The sequence below is a fragment of the Verrucomicrobiota bacterium genome (assembly GCA_038744685.1).
Classification (GTDB): domain Bacteria; phylum Verrucomicrobiota; class Verrucomicrobiia; order Opitutales; family Puniceicoccaceae; genus Puniceicoccus.
This window is the reverse complement of the sequence record JBCDMB010000008.1, coordinates 24,707-40,519: the sequence shown is the minus strand read 5'-3', so window position 1 is coordinate 40,519 and position 15,813 is coordinate 24,707. Positions and strand designations below refer to the sequence as shown.

At 50.8% G+C, this 15,813-nt stretch carries 15 protein-coding genes and 1 tRNA gene; 11 read left to right on the top strand and 5 right to left on the bottom strand.

Annotated elements, in window-relative coordinates; translation table 11 throughout:
• Window positions 1-185: 185 nt before the first annotated feature.
• Genes AAGJ81_06730 through AAGJ81_06720 form a run of 3 tightly spaced genes read left to right on the top strand, consistent with a single transcriptional unit; the run spans window position 186 to window position 3,029 of the window.
• Complete coding sequence (locus AAGJ81_06730) at window positions 186-1,208, top strand: TRAP transporter substrate-binding protein (GenBank protein ID MEM0965824.1); 1,023 nt, start codon at window positions 186-188, stop codon at window positions 1,206-1,208.
• A gap of 4 nt (window positions 1,209-1,212) precedes the next feature.
• Window positions 1,213-1,725: a TRAP transporter small permease gene (locus tag AAGJ81_06725; protein ID MEM0965823.1), complete on the top strand. Its 513-nt coding sequence runs from the start codon at window positions 1,213-1,215 to the stop codon at window positions 1,723-1,725.
• Entirely contained in the window at window positions 1,722-3,029 is a 1,308-nt protein-coding gene (locus tag AAGJ81_06720) for a TRAP transporter large permease (protein MEM0965822.1), read from the top strand. Before AAGJ81_06725 ends, AAGJ81_06720 begins: the two co-directional genes overlap by 4 nt.
• Window positions 3,030-3,457: 428 nt before the next feature.
• Here the strand turns inward: AAGJ81_06720 and AAGJ81_06715 are convergent, their stop codons facing one another.
• The 4 genes from AAGJ81_06715 to AAGJ81_06700 all read right to left on the bottom strand — a co-directional run bounded on the left by AAGJ81_06715 (window position 3,458) and on the right by AAGJ81_06700 (window position 7,773).
• Entirely contained in the window at window positions 3,458-4,165 is a 708-nt protein-coding gene (locus AAGJ81_06715; GenBank protein MEM0965821.1) for an L-rhamnose mutarotase, read from the bottom strand.
• Window positions 4,166-4,362: 197 nt separating this feature from the next.
• Window positions 4,363-5,607, bottom strand: a complete 1,245-nt coding sequence (locus AAGJ81_06710; GenBank protein MEM0965820.1) for a tagaturonate epimerase family protein — start codon at window positions 5,605-5,607, stop codon at window positions 4,363-4,365.
• 37 nt (window positions 5,608-5,644) lie between these two features.
• Window positions 5,645-6,664 carry a zinc-binding alcohol dehydrogenase family protein gene (locus AAGJ81_06705; protein MEM0965819.1) on the bottom strand — a complete coding sequence of 340 codons (1,020 nt, stop codon included), beginning with the start codon at window positions 6,662-6,664 and terminating at the stop codon, window positions 5,645-5,647.
• Between the two features lie 86 nt (window positions 6,665-6,750).
• Window positions 6,751-7,773, bottom strand: a complete 1,023-nt coding sequence (locus AAGJ81_06700; protein ID MEM0965818.1) for an aldo/keto reductase — start codon at window positions 7,771-7,773, stop codon at window positions 6,751-6,753.
• A 121-nt stretch (window positions 7,774-7,894) separates the two neighbouring features.
• On the opposite strand from AAGJ81_06700, the gene AAGJ81_06695 reads away from it, so the two are divergent.
• From AAGJ81_06695 to AAGJ81_06675, 5 genes are all read left to right on the top strand, one after another.
• Entirely contained in the window at window positions 7,895-8,770 is an 876-nt protein-coding gene (locus AAGJ81_06695; protein ID MEM0965817.1) for an AraC family transcriptional regulator, read from the top strand.
• A gap of 75 nt (window positions 8,771-8,845) precedes the next feature.
• Window positions 8,846-10,456, top strand: coding sequence for a class I adenylate-forming enzyme family protein (locus tag AAGJ81_06690; protein ID MEM0965816.1), 1,611 nt, complete (start codon window positions 8,846-8,848; stop codon window positions 10,454-10,456).
• Between the two features lie 136 nt (window positions 10,457-10,592).
• On the top strand, window positions 10,593-10,787 hold the full coding sequence (locus AAGJ81_06685) for a hypothetical protein (protein ID MEM0965815.1): 195 nt from the start codon (window positions 10,593-10,595) through the stop codon (window positions 10,785-10,787).
• Window positions 10,788-10,940: 153 nt separating this feature from the next.
• On the top strand, window positions 10,941-11,345 hold the full coding sequence (locus AAGJ81_06680; protein ID MEM0965814.1) for a hypothetical protein: 405 nt from the start codon (window positions 10,941-10,943) through the stop codon (window positions 11,343-11,345).
• A 54-nt stretch (window positions 11,346-11,399) separates the two neighbouring features.
• Window positions 11,400-11,840 (top strand): hypothetical protein, encoded by a 441-nt coding sequence (locus AAGJ81_06675; GenBank protein ID MEM0965813.1) that lies wholly within the window; start codon window positions 11,400-11,402, stop codon window positions 11,838-11,840.
• Here the strand turns inward: AAGJ81_06675 and AAGJ81_06670 are convergent.
• Window positions 11,808-11,882: transfer RNA gene (locus AAGJ81_06670), tRNA-Arg, on the bottom strand. The genes AAGJ81_06675 and AAGJ81_06670 overlap by 33 nt on opposite strands.
• Before the next feature lie 481 nt (window positions 11,883-12,363).
• Here AAGJ81_06670 and AAGJ81_06665 point away from each other — a divergent pair.
• From AAGJ81_06665 to AAGJ81_06655, 3 genes are all read left to right on the top strand, one after another.
• Entirely contained in the window at window positions 12,364-12,822 is a 459-nt protein-coding gene (locus AAGJ81_06665) for a hypothetical protein (protein MEM0965812.1), read from the top strand.
• 330 nt (window positions 12,823-13,152) lie between these two features.
• Window positions 13,153-13,407 (top strand): hypothetical protein, encoded by a 255-nt coding sequence (locus AAGJ81_06660; protein MEM0965811.1) that lies wholly within the window; start codon window positions 13,153-13,155, stop codon window positions 13,405-13,407.
• Window positions 13,408-13,671: 264 nt separating this feature from the next.
• Window positions 13,672-15,789, top strand: a complete 2,118-nt coding sequence (locus AAGJ81_06655; GenBank protein MEM0965810.1) for a hypothetical protein — start codon at window positions 13,672-13,674, stop codon at window positions 15,787-15,789.
• Window positions 15,790-15,813: the final 24 nt, after the last annotated feature.

Genomic DNA, 15,813 nt, shown 5'->3' with positions numbered 1-15,813 from the left:
AGCACTATTTTGATCAATGTTTCAGAGGCCTTTGTTGGGATTCCGCCGTTTTTTGGGCAAAGGAGCGATTGCTTCAGCCTCGACTCTACTGAGCTCGCCGAGGTCCAAAAACGGAGGTTTACCGTGAAACAATATTCGGCAGCTAAAGCAGCCGCTCCCCATTGATTAGTTTCCTCATTTTCCCCATGAACAAACCTTCCTTCTTTTTCGGGTTCCTCATCGGTTTGCTGGCAGCCTCGCTTTTATTCGTGTTTATCGGTCCTAGCGGGAGCGTGTCGGGTTCCGGTGTGCGGGAAATGAAGATTGCCCACAACCTTCCGACATCCCATCCCGTCCACGCGGGTATCAAGCGTTTTGCAGAGCGTCTGGCGTTCTACTCGGACGGTCGTTTCCGGATGGAGGTCTTTCCCAATGGCCAGCTCGGCAACGAAACACAGACTCTTGAACAGATGCAGTCCGGCACCCTTGACGCAGCAAAAGTGGGAGGTGCCACGTTGGGGAGTTTTGTTCCCGAAGCGAAGGTTTTCAGTCTCCCGTATCTTTTTCGCGATTCTGATCATTACTGGGCTGTTTTGAACGGAGAACTTGGAGAGGAGATGCTTGAAATGCTGGCGACTAATGCTGCCGGAAATCCGAGCGGCTTTCGGGGAATCGGCTACTACGATGCGGGAAGCCGGAACTTTTACGCGAACAAACCCATCCTTCACCCCGACGACTTGGAAGGTCTTAAAATCCGGGTCATGAATGATCCTGTGGCGATTGACATGGTGGAAGCCCTCGGAGGGTCGCCGACTCCAATTTCCTGGGGGGAGCTTTATACGGCTCTCCAACAGGGGGTAGTGGACGGGGCTGAGAACAATCCACCGAGTTTTGTGTCATCCCGGCATTTTGAGGTGACGAAGGATTTCACCTTCGATCACCACTCTCGGATCCCCGATGTTTTGATGGTTTCGGAGCGAACCTGGGATTCGTTGGATGAGGAGGAGAGAAACTGGTTTCACCAAGCGGCTGCGGATTCAACTGAGTTTCAGCGCGAGGCTTGGAGAACGGGGGTGGATGAGGCCCTAGCGGTCATGCGGGAAGAAGGCGTCGAGATCTTCGAGGCTGACCTGACCCCTTTTGTCGATGCAACCGAATCCGTTCGCGAAAAGCACGCTGTTGGCCCTATGAAGGACCTAGTGGAACGCATCCAAGCGGTCGGGAACTAGGTTTATGTTGCGTACCCTTGGCAGATTGAACCGTGCTCTGGTCGCCCTTCTCCAAGTTCTTCTCGTAGCGGTCTTTCTCTTTTTAGTGGTGGACGTTCTCTGGGGGGTAGGGAGCCGCTACCTTTTTGGGAACCAAGCCGCTTGGTCCGAAGAGCTTGCCCGGTTGCTCATGGTTTGGCTCGTACTGCTTGGAGCGGCTCTTGCAAGCCGCGAAGAGCGCCATCTCGGGCTTGATGTGGTGGTTCGCTCTTGGTCGAAGGATCTGCAGCGCTGGGCCAAGGTCACAGTATGGATCGTCGTGACGGTCTTCGCCTTTCTCGTCATGCTCTGGGGTGGTTGGCAGCTGGTTGTTCAGCGCTTCGATTCCGGACAAACGATGCCGGCCCTCGGGATCGCAAAGGGTTGGTTCTACCTCGCCTTGCCGGTCAGCGGATTGCTGATCACACTTTTCTCTTTGGAGTCTTTGGGGTCCATCCTTGCCGCTGGACGCCGGATTGCGAAGGAGGCAGAATCGTGACTCAAGAGCTTGCGATTATGCTGGTCTGCTTTGTGACCTTGCTTTTTTTGCGGGTTCCAATCGCCTTCGTGCTTGGCCTGGTTACTCTGATCACTGCTTTCGCGCTGGACTACAATAGCGTTCCACTGGTCATTGCCAGCGACCTAGCCAACGGGATCGATAGCTTCGCTTTACTGGCTATCCCGTTCTTTATCCTCGCAGGAGAACTAATGGGGAGTGGGGGACTGGCCCGTCGATTGATCGAACTCGCTACGGTAATTGTCGGTCGACTTCCGGGTGGGCTGGCCCTTGTCAACACACTCACTTGTATGTTTTTCGGGGCGATCAGCGGATCAGCCGTAGCGGCAGTTTCCAGTATTGGGGGAACCCTGATTCCAGAGATGAATCGCAAGGGCTACGGACGCGACTTCAACATTGCGGTCACGGCCTCGGCGGCAACCACCGGATTGCTGATTCCTCCCAGCAACATCATGATCGTCTACGCTCTCGTCGCCGGGAACGTATCGGTCGCGGCCCTCTTTTTGGCAGGGATCTTGCCCGGAATCGTTATCGGTTTTGGGATCATGCTCGTCGCTTTCGTTCTCTGTAAAGTTCGCGGTTATGGGAAAATGGATACGGGCACAGCCGTTGTTACCTCATCTTTCACGAAGGCCTTTCTCGGAGCCTTTCCCAGCCTCCTTTTGATTCTGATTGTTCTCGGAGGGATTCTCGGCGGTATCTTCACCGCTACAGAAGCCTCGTCCATAGCTGTGCTTTGGGCCTTTTTGCTGGGAGTGGTTTTCTACCGAGAGATCAAACTGCGGGATCTGGCCGGGATCACCCTGCGCGCGGCAAAAACCACGGCTATCGTGCTTTTCCTGGTGGCCAGCAGTTATGCAATGAGCCGTTTGCTGACCCAGGAGCAAGTTCCGCAGCAGGTCAGCGAGGCTCTCCTGCTGCTTTCGGAGAATCCGCTTGTGATCTTACTGATCATCAACGTGACCCTGCTTTTCGTTGGGGTCTTTATGGATATGACCCCTGCGGTTTTGATTTTCACTCCGATCTTTTTGCCAATCGCTTTGTCGCTCGGAATCGATCCCGTCCATTTTGGGATCATCATGATCGCAAACCTCTGCATCGGGCTTTTGACTCCGCCCGTAGGAACCTGTCTCTTCGTCGGAGCGGGTGTAGGTGGGAGCGATATCGCGAAAGTATCCAGGGCCATGCTTCCCTTCTACGCCGTCATGATCACGGCTCTTTTGCTGATCACCTATTGGGCTCCATTGAGCACGGCTTTGCCCAGCCTTTTGAACGGGAAGCCTTGATCGAATTCTGTTCTTGGTCAGAAAGGAGAGTTTCTTGCGAGTAGTTTGCATGGAACTCTTATTCGGACTTTGAGTATTTCGTTTTCACCAAGAATTTGAAATGTCCGTAAAAGATCGCTGGCTGGGTGCCAATGGGAGCCGTAGAGGTAAGACTCAAATGTAGACTCGAAAGATGAAGGAAATTATATACGGAAAGGAAACCAAGGCAGTTTCATCAAATTGCCCCTGTTTGCTCGAAGAGATTAAAGCCAGATTTACCTCATCAGGATGATCCATTGATTCACAGGGCTGTGAGGGGGTCATTAAACTGCGCCTCACACAAAGCATGATCGCAAAAATCGAAATCGGTATCGCTATCGAAACCACTCGAGGCCCGATTTCGATCCCGATATCGAATCCCGAGTATGTTCTATTTAAGTAGCGAGTGATTAGAACTCGTTCATTAGCGTCCAGTTGTTACCTGAGTCGACAAGGGGGTAGAGGCATGGCTCGGTGTGCGTCCACCAGCGATTGGTAACAGGATCCTCTTTCATGAGAGCGTCGTCAGCGGCTTGATCCTTGCCCAGGTATTCGACGTGTGTGAACAGCATCAACTCGTCTCCAAATTCGAGCAGGAAAGTGGTCCAGTTCTGATAACTGCTTCGCCTCATTTGATCGGTTACGCCTGGCCAGTTGGTTTGGTGGAGAGTGCGATACCAAAGCTCTTTTTCCGGGTGTAGACCAGCAGTGAGTCCCATTGGCTTCCCGATCTCGCGGCTACGAGCAGTATTGTCGGCGACAACGTTGATGAATTCCGCCTGCTTCCACGGTGTGTCTCTTTCGGCTGCTCTCGGATGCGATTCCAAGAAAGGCTCTAGGTGGGTCCACCATGCCGAGCTTTTTTTAAAGATCGGAACGGCTTTTTCCTGATCGAGCTCGTCCATCTCGAAGTAAACGAAAAGGACCGAACGGCGTTTGAACACCTTTAGGTAGATGTGCAGGTGACTGATTCCAAAAGGCACTAGGTCAGCGGCCAGCGTGGGCGGCTTGGTGCGAAGAGTCCCCTCAAGAGATATTTTGTTCTCGGCGGGAACCTCGGCCAGGAGGGCAACCCTGCGGAAGTTTTCAGAGTTTAAGCGGTTTTCGTAAGGAGACATCTGGGATCAGGAGAATAGGAATGACTCTGAAAATGTCGCTAAGAATGATCCCTCAAGCTTCTTCTTTCGATCAAAAGAAGTCCTCAAAAGGCAAAGGTATTCTCTTTCTGTGGACCTCGGAAAGAACGCTGAGAAGGCTCACAGCCAAACTGGATCCTCTTCGATTTAGAACGCAGTTAGCGAAATTCTTCGGACGGCTAGCTAAAGATCGGCTTTATGTGTCTCTCCCAAAGGTTTGCCGTTACGTTCTTCGCGATAACCGATTCGTTGGCCTTGAGTGCGTCGGTGTAGTCTTCTTTCATCTCGGCAGCGACTTTAAAGCCAACGTGAATGAGTTGGCGAAAGTTCTGGTTGTAGGCGGGATTACTTTGGACGTGGCGCAGTGTGTCTGCGTATTCCTGGCTACTCCACTCTCTTACATCCTCCGGCTTTGGAAGAGCGGTTTTGTCTATATCGATTACGGTAGCATAAGGGCCTGTAAGTTCGTCGAAGCGGTTGTAGGCACCTGCGTAAACCTTTTTAGCAATATCCAGACCTTCTCCACCGGATTCAGCCAGTCCGATGACTTCTTCCAACCAAGTCGTTCCGGCGGTCTTCACATGTAACCCGGCGTCGTGCTTTTTGATCAGTGCATTGATCGTCGGGTAGAGAGCAAATTTATCGGAACCGGAATGCACGCTGAGCTTCAAAGTCTCCGGCAAGCCGAACTCCTGAATAGCATACGCGATCACGTAGAGGTCCTCATCAAATTCCTTCTCAAACTGGGTGAGATCACCCACGTAATCGACGCCTTTGTTGAAACGTCCGGTGAACTTTGGTGCCACGGTTTGAGCGGGGATTCCCTCGGCAGCGATCATCGAGAGAATCAGAAAAAGCTCGACTGGAGACTGGGGGAGGTTGGTTTCATCAATGGAAACTTCAGTAACGAAATTCTCAGCTCCCTTAACCGCTACAATATGATCGTAGATACTCTTCGCTCCATAAATAGCGACGAGGAATTTCTCCGCCACTTCACGAAGGGTGCTCTCCGAAATGTCCAGCGGTGTATCGATTCCGGGTATTTCAAGCGAACCGAGGTATCGATGGTTTTTCGCTACGAATTCATCGACATCGGCTGATTCAGGCGGCGCACCCACAAAATCGGCGACGTCCAGGGTGTAAAAATTACTGCCTGCGAGAAAGCTCTCTACGGTCTTCAATCCAATGTGGTCTGCGTCGACATAGTACTCCTTCTTCCATCCAAGTGATTCAACCGCCGCGTCCGCTTCTGCCCGTAGATCGTCGGGAGAGCTTTTGACGATTGAATGTTCGCGAAAGGATTTATTCCAAGTCGGGTAGACATCAATACCTTCCTCCTGGGCATGAATGATGGCCTTCAACTGTGCCTTGCCTTGATGGGCGAATCGGTCGCCCATACCCATTGTGTACTTCTTAATTTGCATAGCGTTGGGAGTTTGTGTTTAGGGTTTCCCGTAAGGGTCAAAATTGGACGTGTATCTTCGTGATCTCTCCTGGGTTTTCGCTCCAGGCTGCCAATGCCGCTGGAGCTTCGTCCAGTGCCACTGTTTTTGTGATGACCTCGTCCGATGGGAATTTGCCGCTTTCTAGGTGCGCAATCACGGCATTAAAGTCAGCGGGCAGTGCGTTGCGAGATCCACGGATGTCGAGTTCCTTCATGACAAAGTACTTCGTTTCGTAGTCCACTGGCGCTTTGGCGTAGCCAATGTAAACCACCCGACCCGCGAAACAGACCTCTTCAACACATGCTCGAAAGGTCTGGGGAAGGCCGACTGCCTCAATCATTACATTCGGTCCCTCTCCGTCGGTCATTTCAGTGAGTATTTGATGGAGATCCTGTTCCAGGGAATTGATGGTGTCGGTCGCGCCGCAACGTTTGGCCAGAGCGAGTTTATTGTCGTCGACATCGACTGCGACTACCCGTGCCTTTCGGGCAGAAGCACCTGCGATGACGCCAAGACCGATCGCTCCGCAGCCAAATACGACTACCACATCATCGTTCGTCACCTCGCCGCGGTCTACTGCGTGGAATCCTACTGTCAATGGTTCTACGAGAGCCATTTCTTCAAGGGTGAGGTTGTCTGAAGAAAAGAGTTTTTCGTGAGGAACGTTTACAAACTCCGTCATGGCACCGTCCCGCTGCACACCCATCGTTTGATTGTTCTTACATGCATTGTAGCGTCCCGCTCGGCATGCTGAGCAGTTGTTGCAATGGGTGTAGGGAGAGACGAGGACCTTTTGCCCTAAAGACCAATCCTCCGGCACATTAGCTCCGATGGATTCAATTGTGGCCCCGATTTCGTGCCCTGGGATACGTGGATAGGTCACTAAGGGGTTAAGACCTCGGAAAGAGGTCAAGTCCGAGCCGCAGTATCCGACTTGCCTGATTCTAAGTTGGACCTCTCCGGAAGCCGGATCCGGTGGTGGGCTCAGCTCAATGACTTCTGCTTGCTGGGGTTTTGTGATGCTAATTGCTTTCATGAGATTTTCTCTGTGCAGATGAATTGCAGATAAAGGGTGAAGGATCGTCTTGTGTGGGTGAGGCTACACGAACGAAATCCAGTAGTCTACAGGTAAGGATAGTCTGATTCGATCAGCCCCTGATTTTTCATTTCCGCCCAAAACGAAAGAGGAGCTTGGTTGTTCACAAGAGATACATTTTGCTCAACCCGTTCTGCGCGCGTAGTGTTGAGAGCAAGGCTTTGGATGCCTGGAGCAGAGAGTCCAAACTCACAGCATGCCAGGGCAGGCGGGACAGAATGAGCTTCGCAGAGTTTCAGGAAGCGGTCGCGCCACTCAAAGAGTTCAGGTTCTGAGTCTGGTGTGACTTCACGGTAGTTGAACCATTTCCCTCCGATTAGAAAGCCTGCGTTAAAGACCGCTGAGTTAATGATGGTGACTCCGGCCTCATTTAATTTTTTGATGAAATCAATGATCTCAGACGGGTGAGAGTAGATCGTAAAACTGTTGGCGAACATCACCCAGTCCAAGGGAACACCGTCGTCGTAAAGTCGTTTGATTATTGTCCAATCTTTCGAACCAACACCGACGCCTAAAGCTTTACCTTCCTCGCGTAACTCATTCAGAGCACGATAGCTGTCGAGGATATCCTGGTAGCGTTCGGTGGTTTCTTCTGGAGAGTCGGCACCCAAGAGATATTCATCCGGATCATGGACGGACAAGAGCTGTGCGTTGTAGCTGCCGAGCAATTCATTACCTTGTTCGTAGCAAGCCAGGATGCCATCGTAGCCGAAAGAGTGAGCTGCATCGTTTTCGAGGCCTAACCAGACTCCTTGCTCGAACGTTGGTTCGGGGGTGAGTAGGGGTGTCCGTTTCCAGCCAAGTTTGTTGCTGATCAACACTTCGTCGGGTCGCACACCCAGCGTCTTCAAGCATTTCCCGATGTTTTCGAGGGCGAGGCCAGCACCGTATTTACCCGCGGAATCGATGAGTGGGTTCTTCTGGTAGCGGATCCAATTCTCAACAATTTTCAGTTTGTTTTCGTCTGGAACCACTTCATAGAGATTTCCGAGAGCACTTGAGCCAAAAATGATTCTCGGGAGTTCTAGTTTGGCGGATGGTGTAGGCATAGGTTCGAATTGGATTAGCAGGCTGAATTGGTGAGGGAGGGGTGCACCAGCCCGTGTGTAGGAGAATAAGGTACCGCCGGCTGGTTTTGAATAGACACGTGTGGCGAAATCATGGATATCTGTGACATTCAAGAAAAGAGTGTACAGCAGTCCTGATTTTGTCTCGAAACAGGTCCTTCAGAGCGACTACCACTTTGTAGACCTAACCCCCTCGGAAGGTGAATCCCTGGTTTTGGTGGGTGCAGGGCGCGAACGCTGCGACTCCGGCTTTCATCTCAAACGAAATAGATTTAAGTATTTTGCAGTTGAGTTGATCGTATCCGGCAAGTGGGAGTTCGTTTGTGGAGGCATGGCCTACGAGTTGGGCCCGGGTAGCGTTTTTGCCTACAGTCCAGAGACGAGCTTCAATTTGCGATGTTGTTCCGACCAATCGTCCTTAAAATATTTTGTGGATTTTGCAGGTCGTCATGCCTCTCTTTTGATCAAGCGGGCTGGTCTGGTTCCCGGTGTTCCGAAAAGGGTTACTCCAGACGGAATTCGCGCACTGTTTGACCAGGTTTTGGATACGAATGGATACTCTTTGACCGTTGCTCGGGAGATGGGAAGTTTGATCATACGATTGATTCTGATGCGAATCGGACAGGATCAGATCGTCGATGATCGATCCGGCAGTCTTAGTTACGAGACGTACCTCCGCTGCAGGGGTTTCATACAGGCAGAGTTTCGCGTGTTGCGTTCGGTCGAGGAGGTGAGCTCTCGCTGTCATTTGGACCGCGCCTACTTATCCCGTTTGTTTAAGATCCATAGTAAAGAAAGCCCTTATCATTTTTTGACCCGAATGAAGATGGAGTATGCCGCCGAGCGCCTTCGCAACCAGCGTATCGCGGTTAAAGCGGTGGCTGCTGAAGTGGCCTACGACGACCCTTTTCACTTTTCTCGCTTGTTTAAGAAATTCTTTGGGCTATCACCAAAACACTATGCCACCGGGAATTCTTGAAATTTTCCAGGCAATATCTAAGTGCTTCCGATTTATGACTGAAAGCTATGGATTCAAGCGATTCCCTGTAGGACAATGAGGTATTCTGGAGCACGCCTTGGTTATCAAGTCGATCTTTCAAGGTTGTTGGAACGGCCTCTTGCGATTGCGCCGGATGCTGTTGGTCTTGTCACGGAAGAGGGTAGTTGGACTTGGCGTGAGCTTGAGCAGCTTTCGAATGACTATGCTGCCAATTTGATTGCGAGTGGTCTTTCTCCCGGAGATCGCGTAGCGTCTTACCTCCCAAACTGCAGCACCCTGATCATTCACTTTTTGGGCACACTAAAAGCGGGTCTTGTGGCGGTTCCGCTCAACTATCGATACACGGCGAGCGAGATTGATCACGCGCTTTCTGTGAGTGATGCCAAAGCTTTGGTCTACGATGCCGAGCGTGCGGAGCAGGTTAAGGAATCTTCGAATGCGAGTGAACTGCCGGTGCGCTTCATTCGGAGGGGGTCGGCCAATGGAGCGGTGGATGTTCGCACGCTCTTTGTCGAGTCGAATGGGCCAGTTGAGGTTCAGTGTGCGACGGATGATCCTGCTATGATCTTTTTCACCTCGGGAAGTACAGGACCAGCAAAAGGGGTCACTCACACCAGGGCATCCATTGGAGCGATCGCAATTAGCTATGGCCGGTCCATGCAGCTTTCTCCCGACGATCGGTTCATGAATGCCACCTCCTGCTCCCACATAGGTGGATCCATGAAATTCATTGGAGCGGTTTTGGAAGCGGCTCAATTCATCACCTTCGAGGTGGGTAAAATTGATGTTCAGGTCGACCTTCTACGAAAGTGTCGGCCGACTTTTCTCGCCATGCTTCCGGCCTCTCTTTTCGCCTTGGAACGGGACAAACGAACGTTGCCGGAGCACTTTTCATCACTCCGAACGGTTCTGATCGGCGGAGATAAGGTGTCGGCGCAACTCAAGCGCGAATTCTTTGAAAAGTCGGGGATCCACATTTCGGAAGCCTATGGGATGACAGAGGCAGGAATCTGTCACTTCAATGCCTTCCCAATGGAGTCGAAACCGGGCACCGTTGGACGAACCGCAGCGGGCTTTTTGGCGGAAATTCGGGACGATGCAGGCAACCCGCTCACGCACGGAAAGGAGGGACAGCTCTGGCTAAAAGCCCCGAATGTGATGCAGGGTTACTGGGGTCGACCGAAGGAGACCTCAGAAGTCTTTGACGAGGACGGATGGTTCAATACAGGCGATGTGATGGTGGTGGATCCAGACGGTTACCTCTACTTCCACGGACGGAGAAAGCGGATTATTGTTCATGACGGTTCCAATATTTTTCCGCAGGAAGTCGAGGACTCGCTTCTCGATCACGAGGCTGTAAATAGCGTTGGGGTCATCGGAATAAAGAATCCTATGCACGGCGAAAATGTCCGTGCCTACGTCGAGCTCAAAAAGGGAGTAAACCCGCCTTCGGAGTCCGAGCTGATCGAATTTTCGAGGGAGCGGGTAGGCTACAAGGTACCCGAGGAAATCGTCTATCTACCTCAAATGCCCATGAATGCGGGAGGTAAAGTCGACCGCGAGACGTTGAAGCAAATGGCAGAGGATGCAGTGCACGGGAATAACAGTTCTCTGGATCAACCACTGATGAATGGTGATAGAGAGTGGGGAGGTAACAAGAAGTGAACAAATTGACCGGACTCATTTGGATTTGAATAGAAGGAGCGGCGGCTTCAGCCGCCGATAGGGAAGGCACGAGTGAAAACCACTCGAGGGCTCGGAGTCGATAGTTCTGGAAGGATCGGAAGCCGTAGGCTCTTCGTTGAATGAGTTTCATTTTGCGATGGAAGCCCTCGGTAATGGCGTTGTTTTTGGTAAATCGCCACATACGTGCGATGGGCTCGATCCACTGGATGAGGGTTTTGGCGAGAGTAGCGAGATCAGGGAATCCCTGTTTGTTGAGGTCGTCGATATGATGATCGAGTTCTCTGGCGTTTATTTTGCAGGCTTTTGCTGAGCAGTGTTTTCTGCAGAGCAGCGAGTGTATTTGCCATCTCTTGTGATAGAGAGGTTCCAGGGCTGGATACTTTTGGAAGAGAAGAAGGAGTCTTTGTTTTTGTTTGTGTGAGAGTCTATCGGGTCTGGTTCGTATGGCCCCGAGAAGCCCGCTATGGCGGGTGATCTCGGGAGCGATGGATCTACAGAGGTGATTGAAGTGGATACCGAGGACCCGGACGACGTGGAAGCGGTCGGCAACGATCCGGGCGTTCGGGAACCATTTTCTGACCATGGAGCGGTAGGAGCTGGAGAGGTCGATACAGACGACCCTGACGCGCTCGCGCCCCTTGAGAGAGCGCAGGAAGGGGGCAAGTTCCTTCTCGCTTTTGCCTTCAGCGAGATCGAAGACCTTATTGTTTTTGAGGTCACAGAAGGTGGTCACGAAGCGGCTTTTACGGTGGAGGGTGTGTTCGTCGATGCCGAGGACAAGTGGGCAGTGCAGATCGCTGCGCTCACGGGCGATTCTCTCGGTCCACTGCCGGAAGATTCTTCCGGCAGTGGCGGCACTAACGAGTGATCTTCGTGAGATAGCCTTGAGGTCAACGCCATCCTCATGGTCCTGGTAGAGCTTGTGTCTAAGCCTCTCGGTCGATCTTCGCCAGGGGCGGATGCCCGGAGTATCCGGGACAAAGCTGCGCCCACACTCCAGACACTGCCAACGCCTGGTGTGCACGACCACGACACAACGGCTGTTTATCAAATCCAGGTGATTGGCCCGGCGCTCATACCGGCCCTTACTGTGGAGGCGGCCGCCTCCACAGTAAGGGCAACGCCTCGGAGGCTCCTTCGGAGCCAGATGAACCTCGCTGCAATCCGCAGCTATTGGTTCGACACCCAAAAACTCATACCCTTTTATGCCTATCTCTCTAATTATCATCGGGGGCAGGTTAGCACTTCGGGCTGCCTGTCCCCACTTTTTGATCAAGAGGGGCAGACCCTGCAGACCCCGAAGTGTCTGGCCGAAGGACAGAACGAAGGATGGTGCCCCCACCGAGACTCGAACTCGGATTAGCGGTTTAGGAAACCGCGGTTCTATCCATTGAACTATGGGGACGCCTAAACGCGCAGAATGCGCTTCGAAGGGTTCTGGGCAAGTTTGGAGTTGGCAAATGGTCGGGAGTCGTCTGTTACAAGCCGGGCAGATTGAGAAAAGATCCCCGTTTGGATTCATCAGCAGGGCTCCGTCGAAACGAAAGGTAATTGTCCGCAGATTGCACGGATTTGCGCCGGTTTTCTCAATGAGTAAGACGGGGTTGCAAAGATCGGGGCTGCAAGTGATGCACACGGGTTTAAGTAAGGCGGTTGTCCAAGGAGTCTCACTATAATGGGAGCAAATAATCAAGGGGCAGGGGATTTCATACCTCTTTTCTTCTCGAAGGGGATGTTTGCCTAGGTTATGCCGTTTCGTCGGTATGATGCGAAAACGAGAAATCTGGATTCAAGTCAGCTGCTATTTCCTCCTCTTATTCGTGTTCTCCTTTATTGGCGAACGGATCGAACAGGGCAGCTTCTCTATTCGTCAAGGGTTTGAGACTATGATCAGAGCCCTAAGCTTCGATCGGTTTTATTGTCCTTTGTTGCTTGTTCCCGCGATTTTACTGGTCGCGTACAACTCAATAGCAGGGGCGGTTTGGCTTGTTTCCCGGCTCTATCGGCACCGCACAACCTTCTCCTTCCGGTCGATTGCATTTTCCCCTTTGGGTCTTGTCATCATAGTTTTCGCTTTGACGATTGGATTGCTTTTTGGTCTCAACCGAATCAACGACAGCCAAACTCAGAAATTGATACATTCTTTCTTTCAGTCGGATCTAGAAGGACTGCATAGAGAGTATCGGGTCGACCTGATTACACCTCTGGATCACTCGGTGTTCTCAAAGGATGTGGTAGAACTACGGATCGACGGCGGTGCACCCTTAATTCGGTTGGCAGATGGAAGAATCCTCATCGCGGTCATTAATAAGGGTCAGAGGCGAATCGTCTTTTCCGAGAATTGAAGTGAATCGGTTTCAAAGTCATCGCCAAATGGATCGGCAATTGGGACGTTGGAGCCCTAGTCGCGCAAACGTTAAGGTAGCTTAGGGATGTGCATTCCTTTAGGATGGCTATGCTAAGGGAGGATTGATAGCAGCTTTGCAGCAATTCAGTATTTCTGTCGGACAGTAGTGATCCCAGTGGGAAAAAGAGGAAACCACTGAACAGGACCCCGTGTGGATTTTTCGATTCCATGCCGGTTGGAATCGGGGCTTAATTGGGAGCGGCTGCTTTAGCTGCCGAATGCGGTCAATGGGCATTTCTCTTTCGGCGGCTCAAGCCGCCGCTCCATTTTGACATCAACCAAAACTAAACCCGACAGAAACGTAGTCCTTGTCTCCCATGGGATTGGAACTCAACCGGGTATCGTCCGATGGGAGGAAATCTTCGATCCGAAGGAAGATTCCAGCATCCAGATCCAAGGAGAGAGGGTCACAAAGTATCCGGCGGAACCGGACTTCAAGGCAGTGACGCTCAAAGTGGGAAGCGTGCGGTTGTTCAAAGAGCAACTAACCGTTGGTCGATGCGAACTGGTCAATCGGACCTAAAGACCAAGTGAAATCGGGGCGGCCAGGGGCGACCGCGGAAGCGGTCCCCCCTACGGCCCCTTTTCCTTGTTTACAATGGAGAGTAACTGTCCAGTCTTAGAAGGCTAAGAGGTAGTAGTAAGAGCAAATGGTATCGTTACACATTCGAATGAGGAGACTTTGTTGATCTGATAAGCCTAGGGTAAATCGTCCTTAACAGCTTTAGATAGAATTGTCTCTGAGGGTTTGCTAGGTCTTCCAATAATTAATCGACTTCGAGGAATCATGATCAGATCAGAACGAATCACATTCGCGTTGAACAATATTCCGACAAGTGGCGGATGGGAATTTGAGACTTTTTGTAACGCATTCCTGTCTTCAGAAATCGAAAATCTTAGACCTGTTGGTGGACTACATGACGCGGGAAGGGACGCTTACATTCATAGGTCTGACGACCATCCCAATACCTATGCCCAGTATTCAGTGACCGAGAGCTGGGAGCGCAAAATAAAAGAAACCATCTCTACCATTAGAAGTAATGGATACTCACTCAGTGAGCTGGTCTACTGTACTAATAGGAGAGTAGTGGGGAAGGCTGATAACATTCGAAAATTTGCACGCAGAGAGGGTGTCGCGCTGGATATTCGCGACCAAGCATATTTTGTTTCACGGTCTAATTCTTCAGAGTCGACCCGATCAGCGTCTGAAGAGCTTGCGCTGAAGTTTTGTGATCCAATAACAGCCCAAAGAAAAACCGAAGACGGTATAGGAGCCATGCAAGCCGATCCGGAAAAGGTTGCAATTATCGCTTCACTTTCAGCTGAGTTGGAGGCGAGGGAGGATGGGAAATCACTTGAAAGCATTGGTCTTGAAGCCTTGCTTGAATATTCGCTCCGAGATGCGACTGGGGATGATCCGAAACCTCGTGCGGAGGTTTACGATGACTTTCTTAAGGTCATTCGAACATATCCACCTGAAATTGTGAAAAGTAAGGTCGACGGTCTTCTGGTTCGACTTTCGTCTAAGGGTGGAAGAATAAAACACCACAGATCAACCGATTCTTTCACATTGGAACACCGCGAGAGAATTCGGATTGCAGATAGGCACGCAATCTTTGCCGCACTACGCGAAGATGCCTGTGTAGACGTTGGAGTTCTACTAGATGAGTTAATCCCTACACTTGGCATAGATTATGACCATGACAGAGAAGCTTTCGTAGAAGATGCCTGCTCCCTTGCACGGGCATTGCTTTATGAAAGAGCTGAAAAGTCAATTAGAGCAGTCTCGGATGCTGATTTCTCGGGAGCCGAAGACCTTTCTGTCGCGGAATTCGTATTCAACAAAATCTCTGACCCCGCTTCCGAGTTGCGGACATCTCAAGTTCATGAACGTGTCGAGCAATTTGATATTCTTCCGCAGCTGGTTGAAAATGTTCTTAAGCGGCCCACTGGACTGATAAGAAAATATTTAAGTAAGGCATCACGGACCTACGAGTTTCTGTTTGCTATACAAGAGATTCAGAAAATAAGGGAAGCAATTTCATCAATTGTTAGCTCAAGTAAGATTCTTCTGGATACGAATATTCTTATACCCTGCTTTTGCGATTATCTTAAGGACGCTGAAGATCGAACAGTATCTCAAATGATAAAGCAGTGTAAGGAGCTAGACACTCAAGTCTATGCTACCGAGGAGACTATCTCTGAGCTTGCATCATCACTGTCGGCAGCGCGATCTATTTATAATTCAAATATTGGTCGCGAGGGTGGTCACACAAATAACGAGTTGGTTGACGCTTTCAATATGCATCACGGTTCAGAATTCAGAACTTTCTCAGAGTTCATTGATGTTTTTGCTGGAACAAACGACACGCACCTTGATCTCAAAGAGTTTCTAGAGGAAGAGCTGGGCGTGTTTGTCAAGAGTTTTGAAAAAGAGAGGGAGACAATTGATCAGCATTCGTATGAATCCCTTTGGCCAGTCTTGCTTGCTAGAAGGCATAATCCTAAACGGTACCCTCAAGATCTTTTGGAAGGACTTTCTAGGAATGATGCGAAGATTATTTTATTAACGGAGCAACTAAGAAAAGGGGAGGGAAGTAGCAAATCGTGGTGGTTACTTACAAGAGACAGGCGGTTGCAGGCTGTAGATCATGAACGGACGTTGCGCAACGAACCAAGCCTTACCATGAATCCTAACTATTTTGTGAAGTACTTAGGCCTCTATAATCGTAGGGAAGATGGTGCGCTCCCGTTAGTATTCGACCTCTCAGAAAAAGGTTATGTTCCAGATGAATTGGTGGAAGGGCTTAATTCGATAGAGGAGGAGACGAAGGACCTTCCTCCGTACAGGCAAAACCGGATGATACGTGATTACATGTCTAAAATTAAGCAATCATCGAAATGATGGAGGGAACGAAGCGAGAACTTG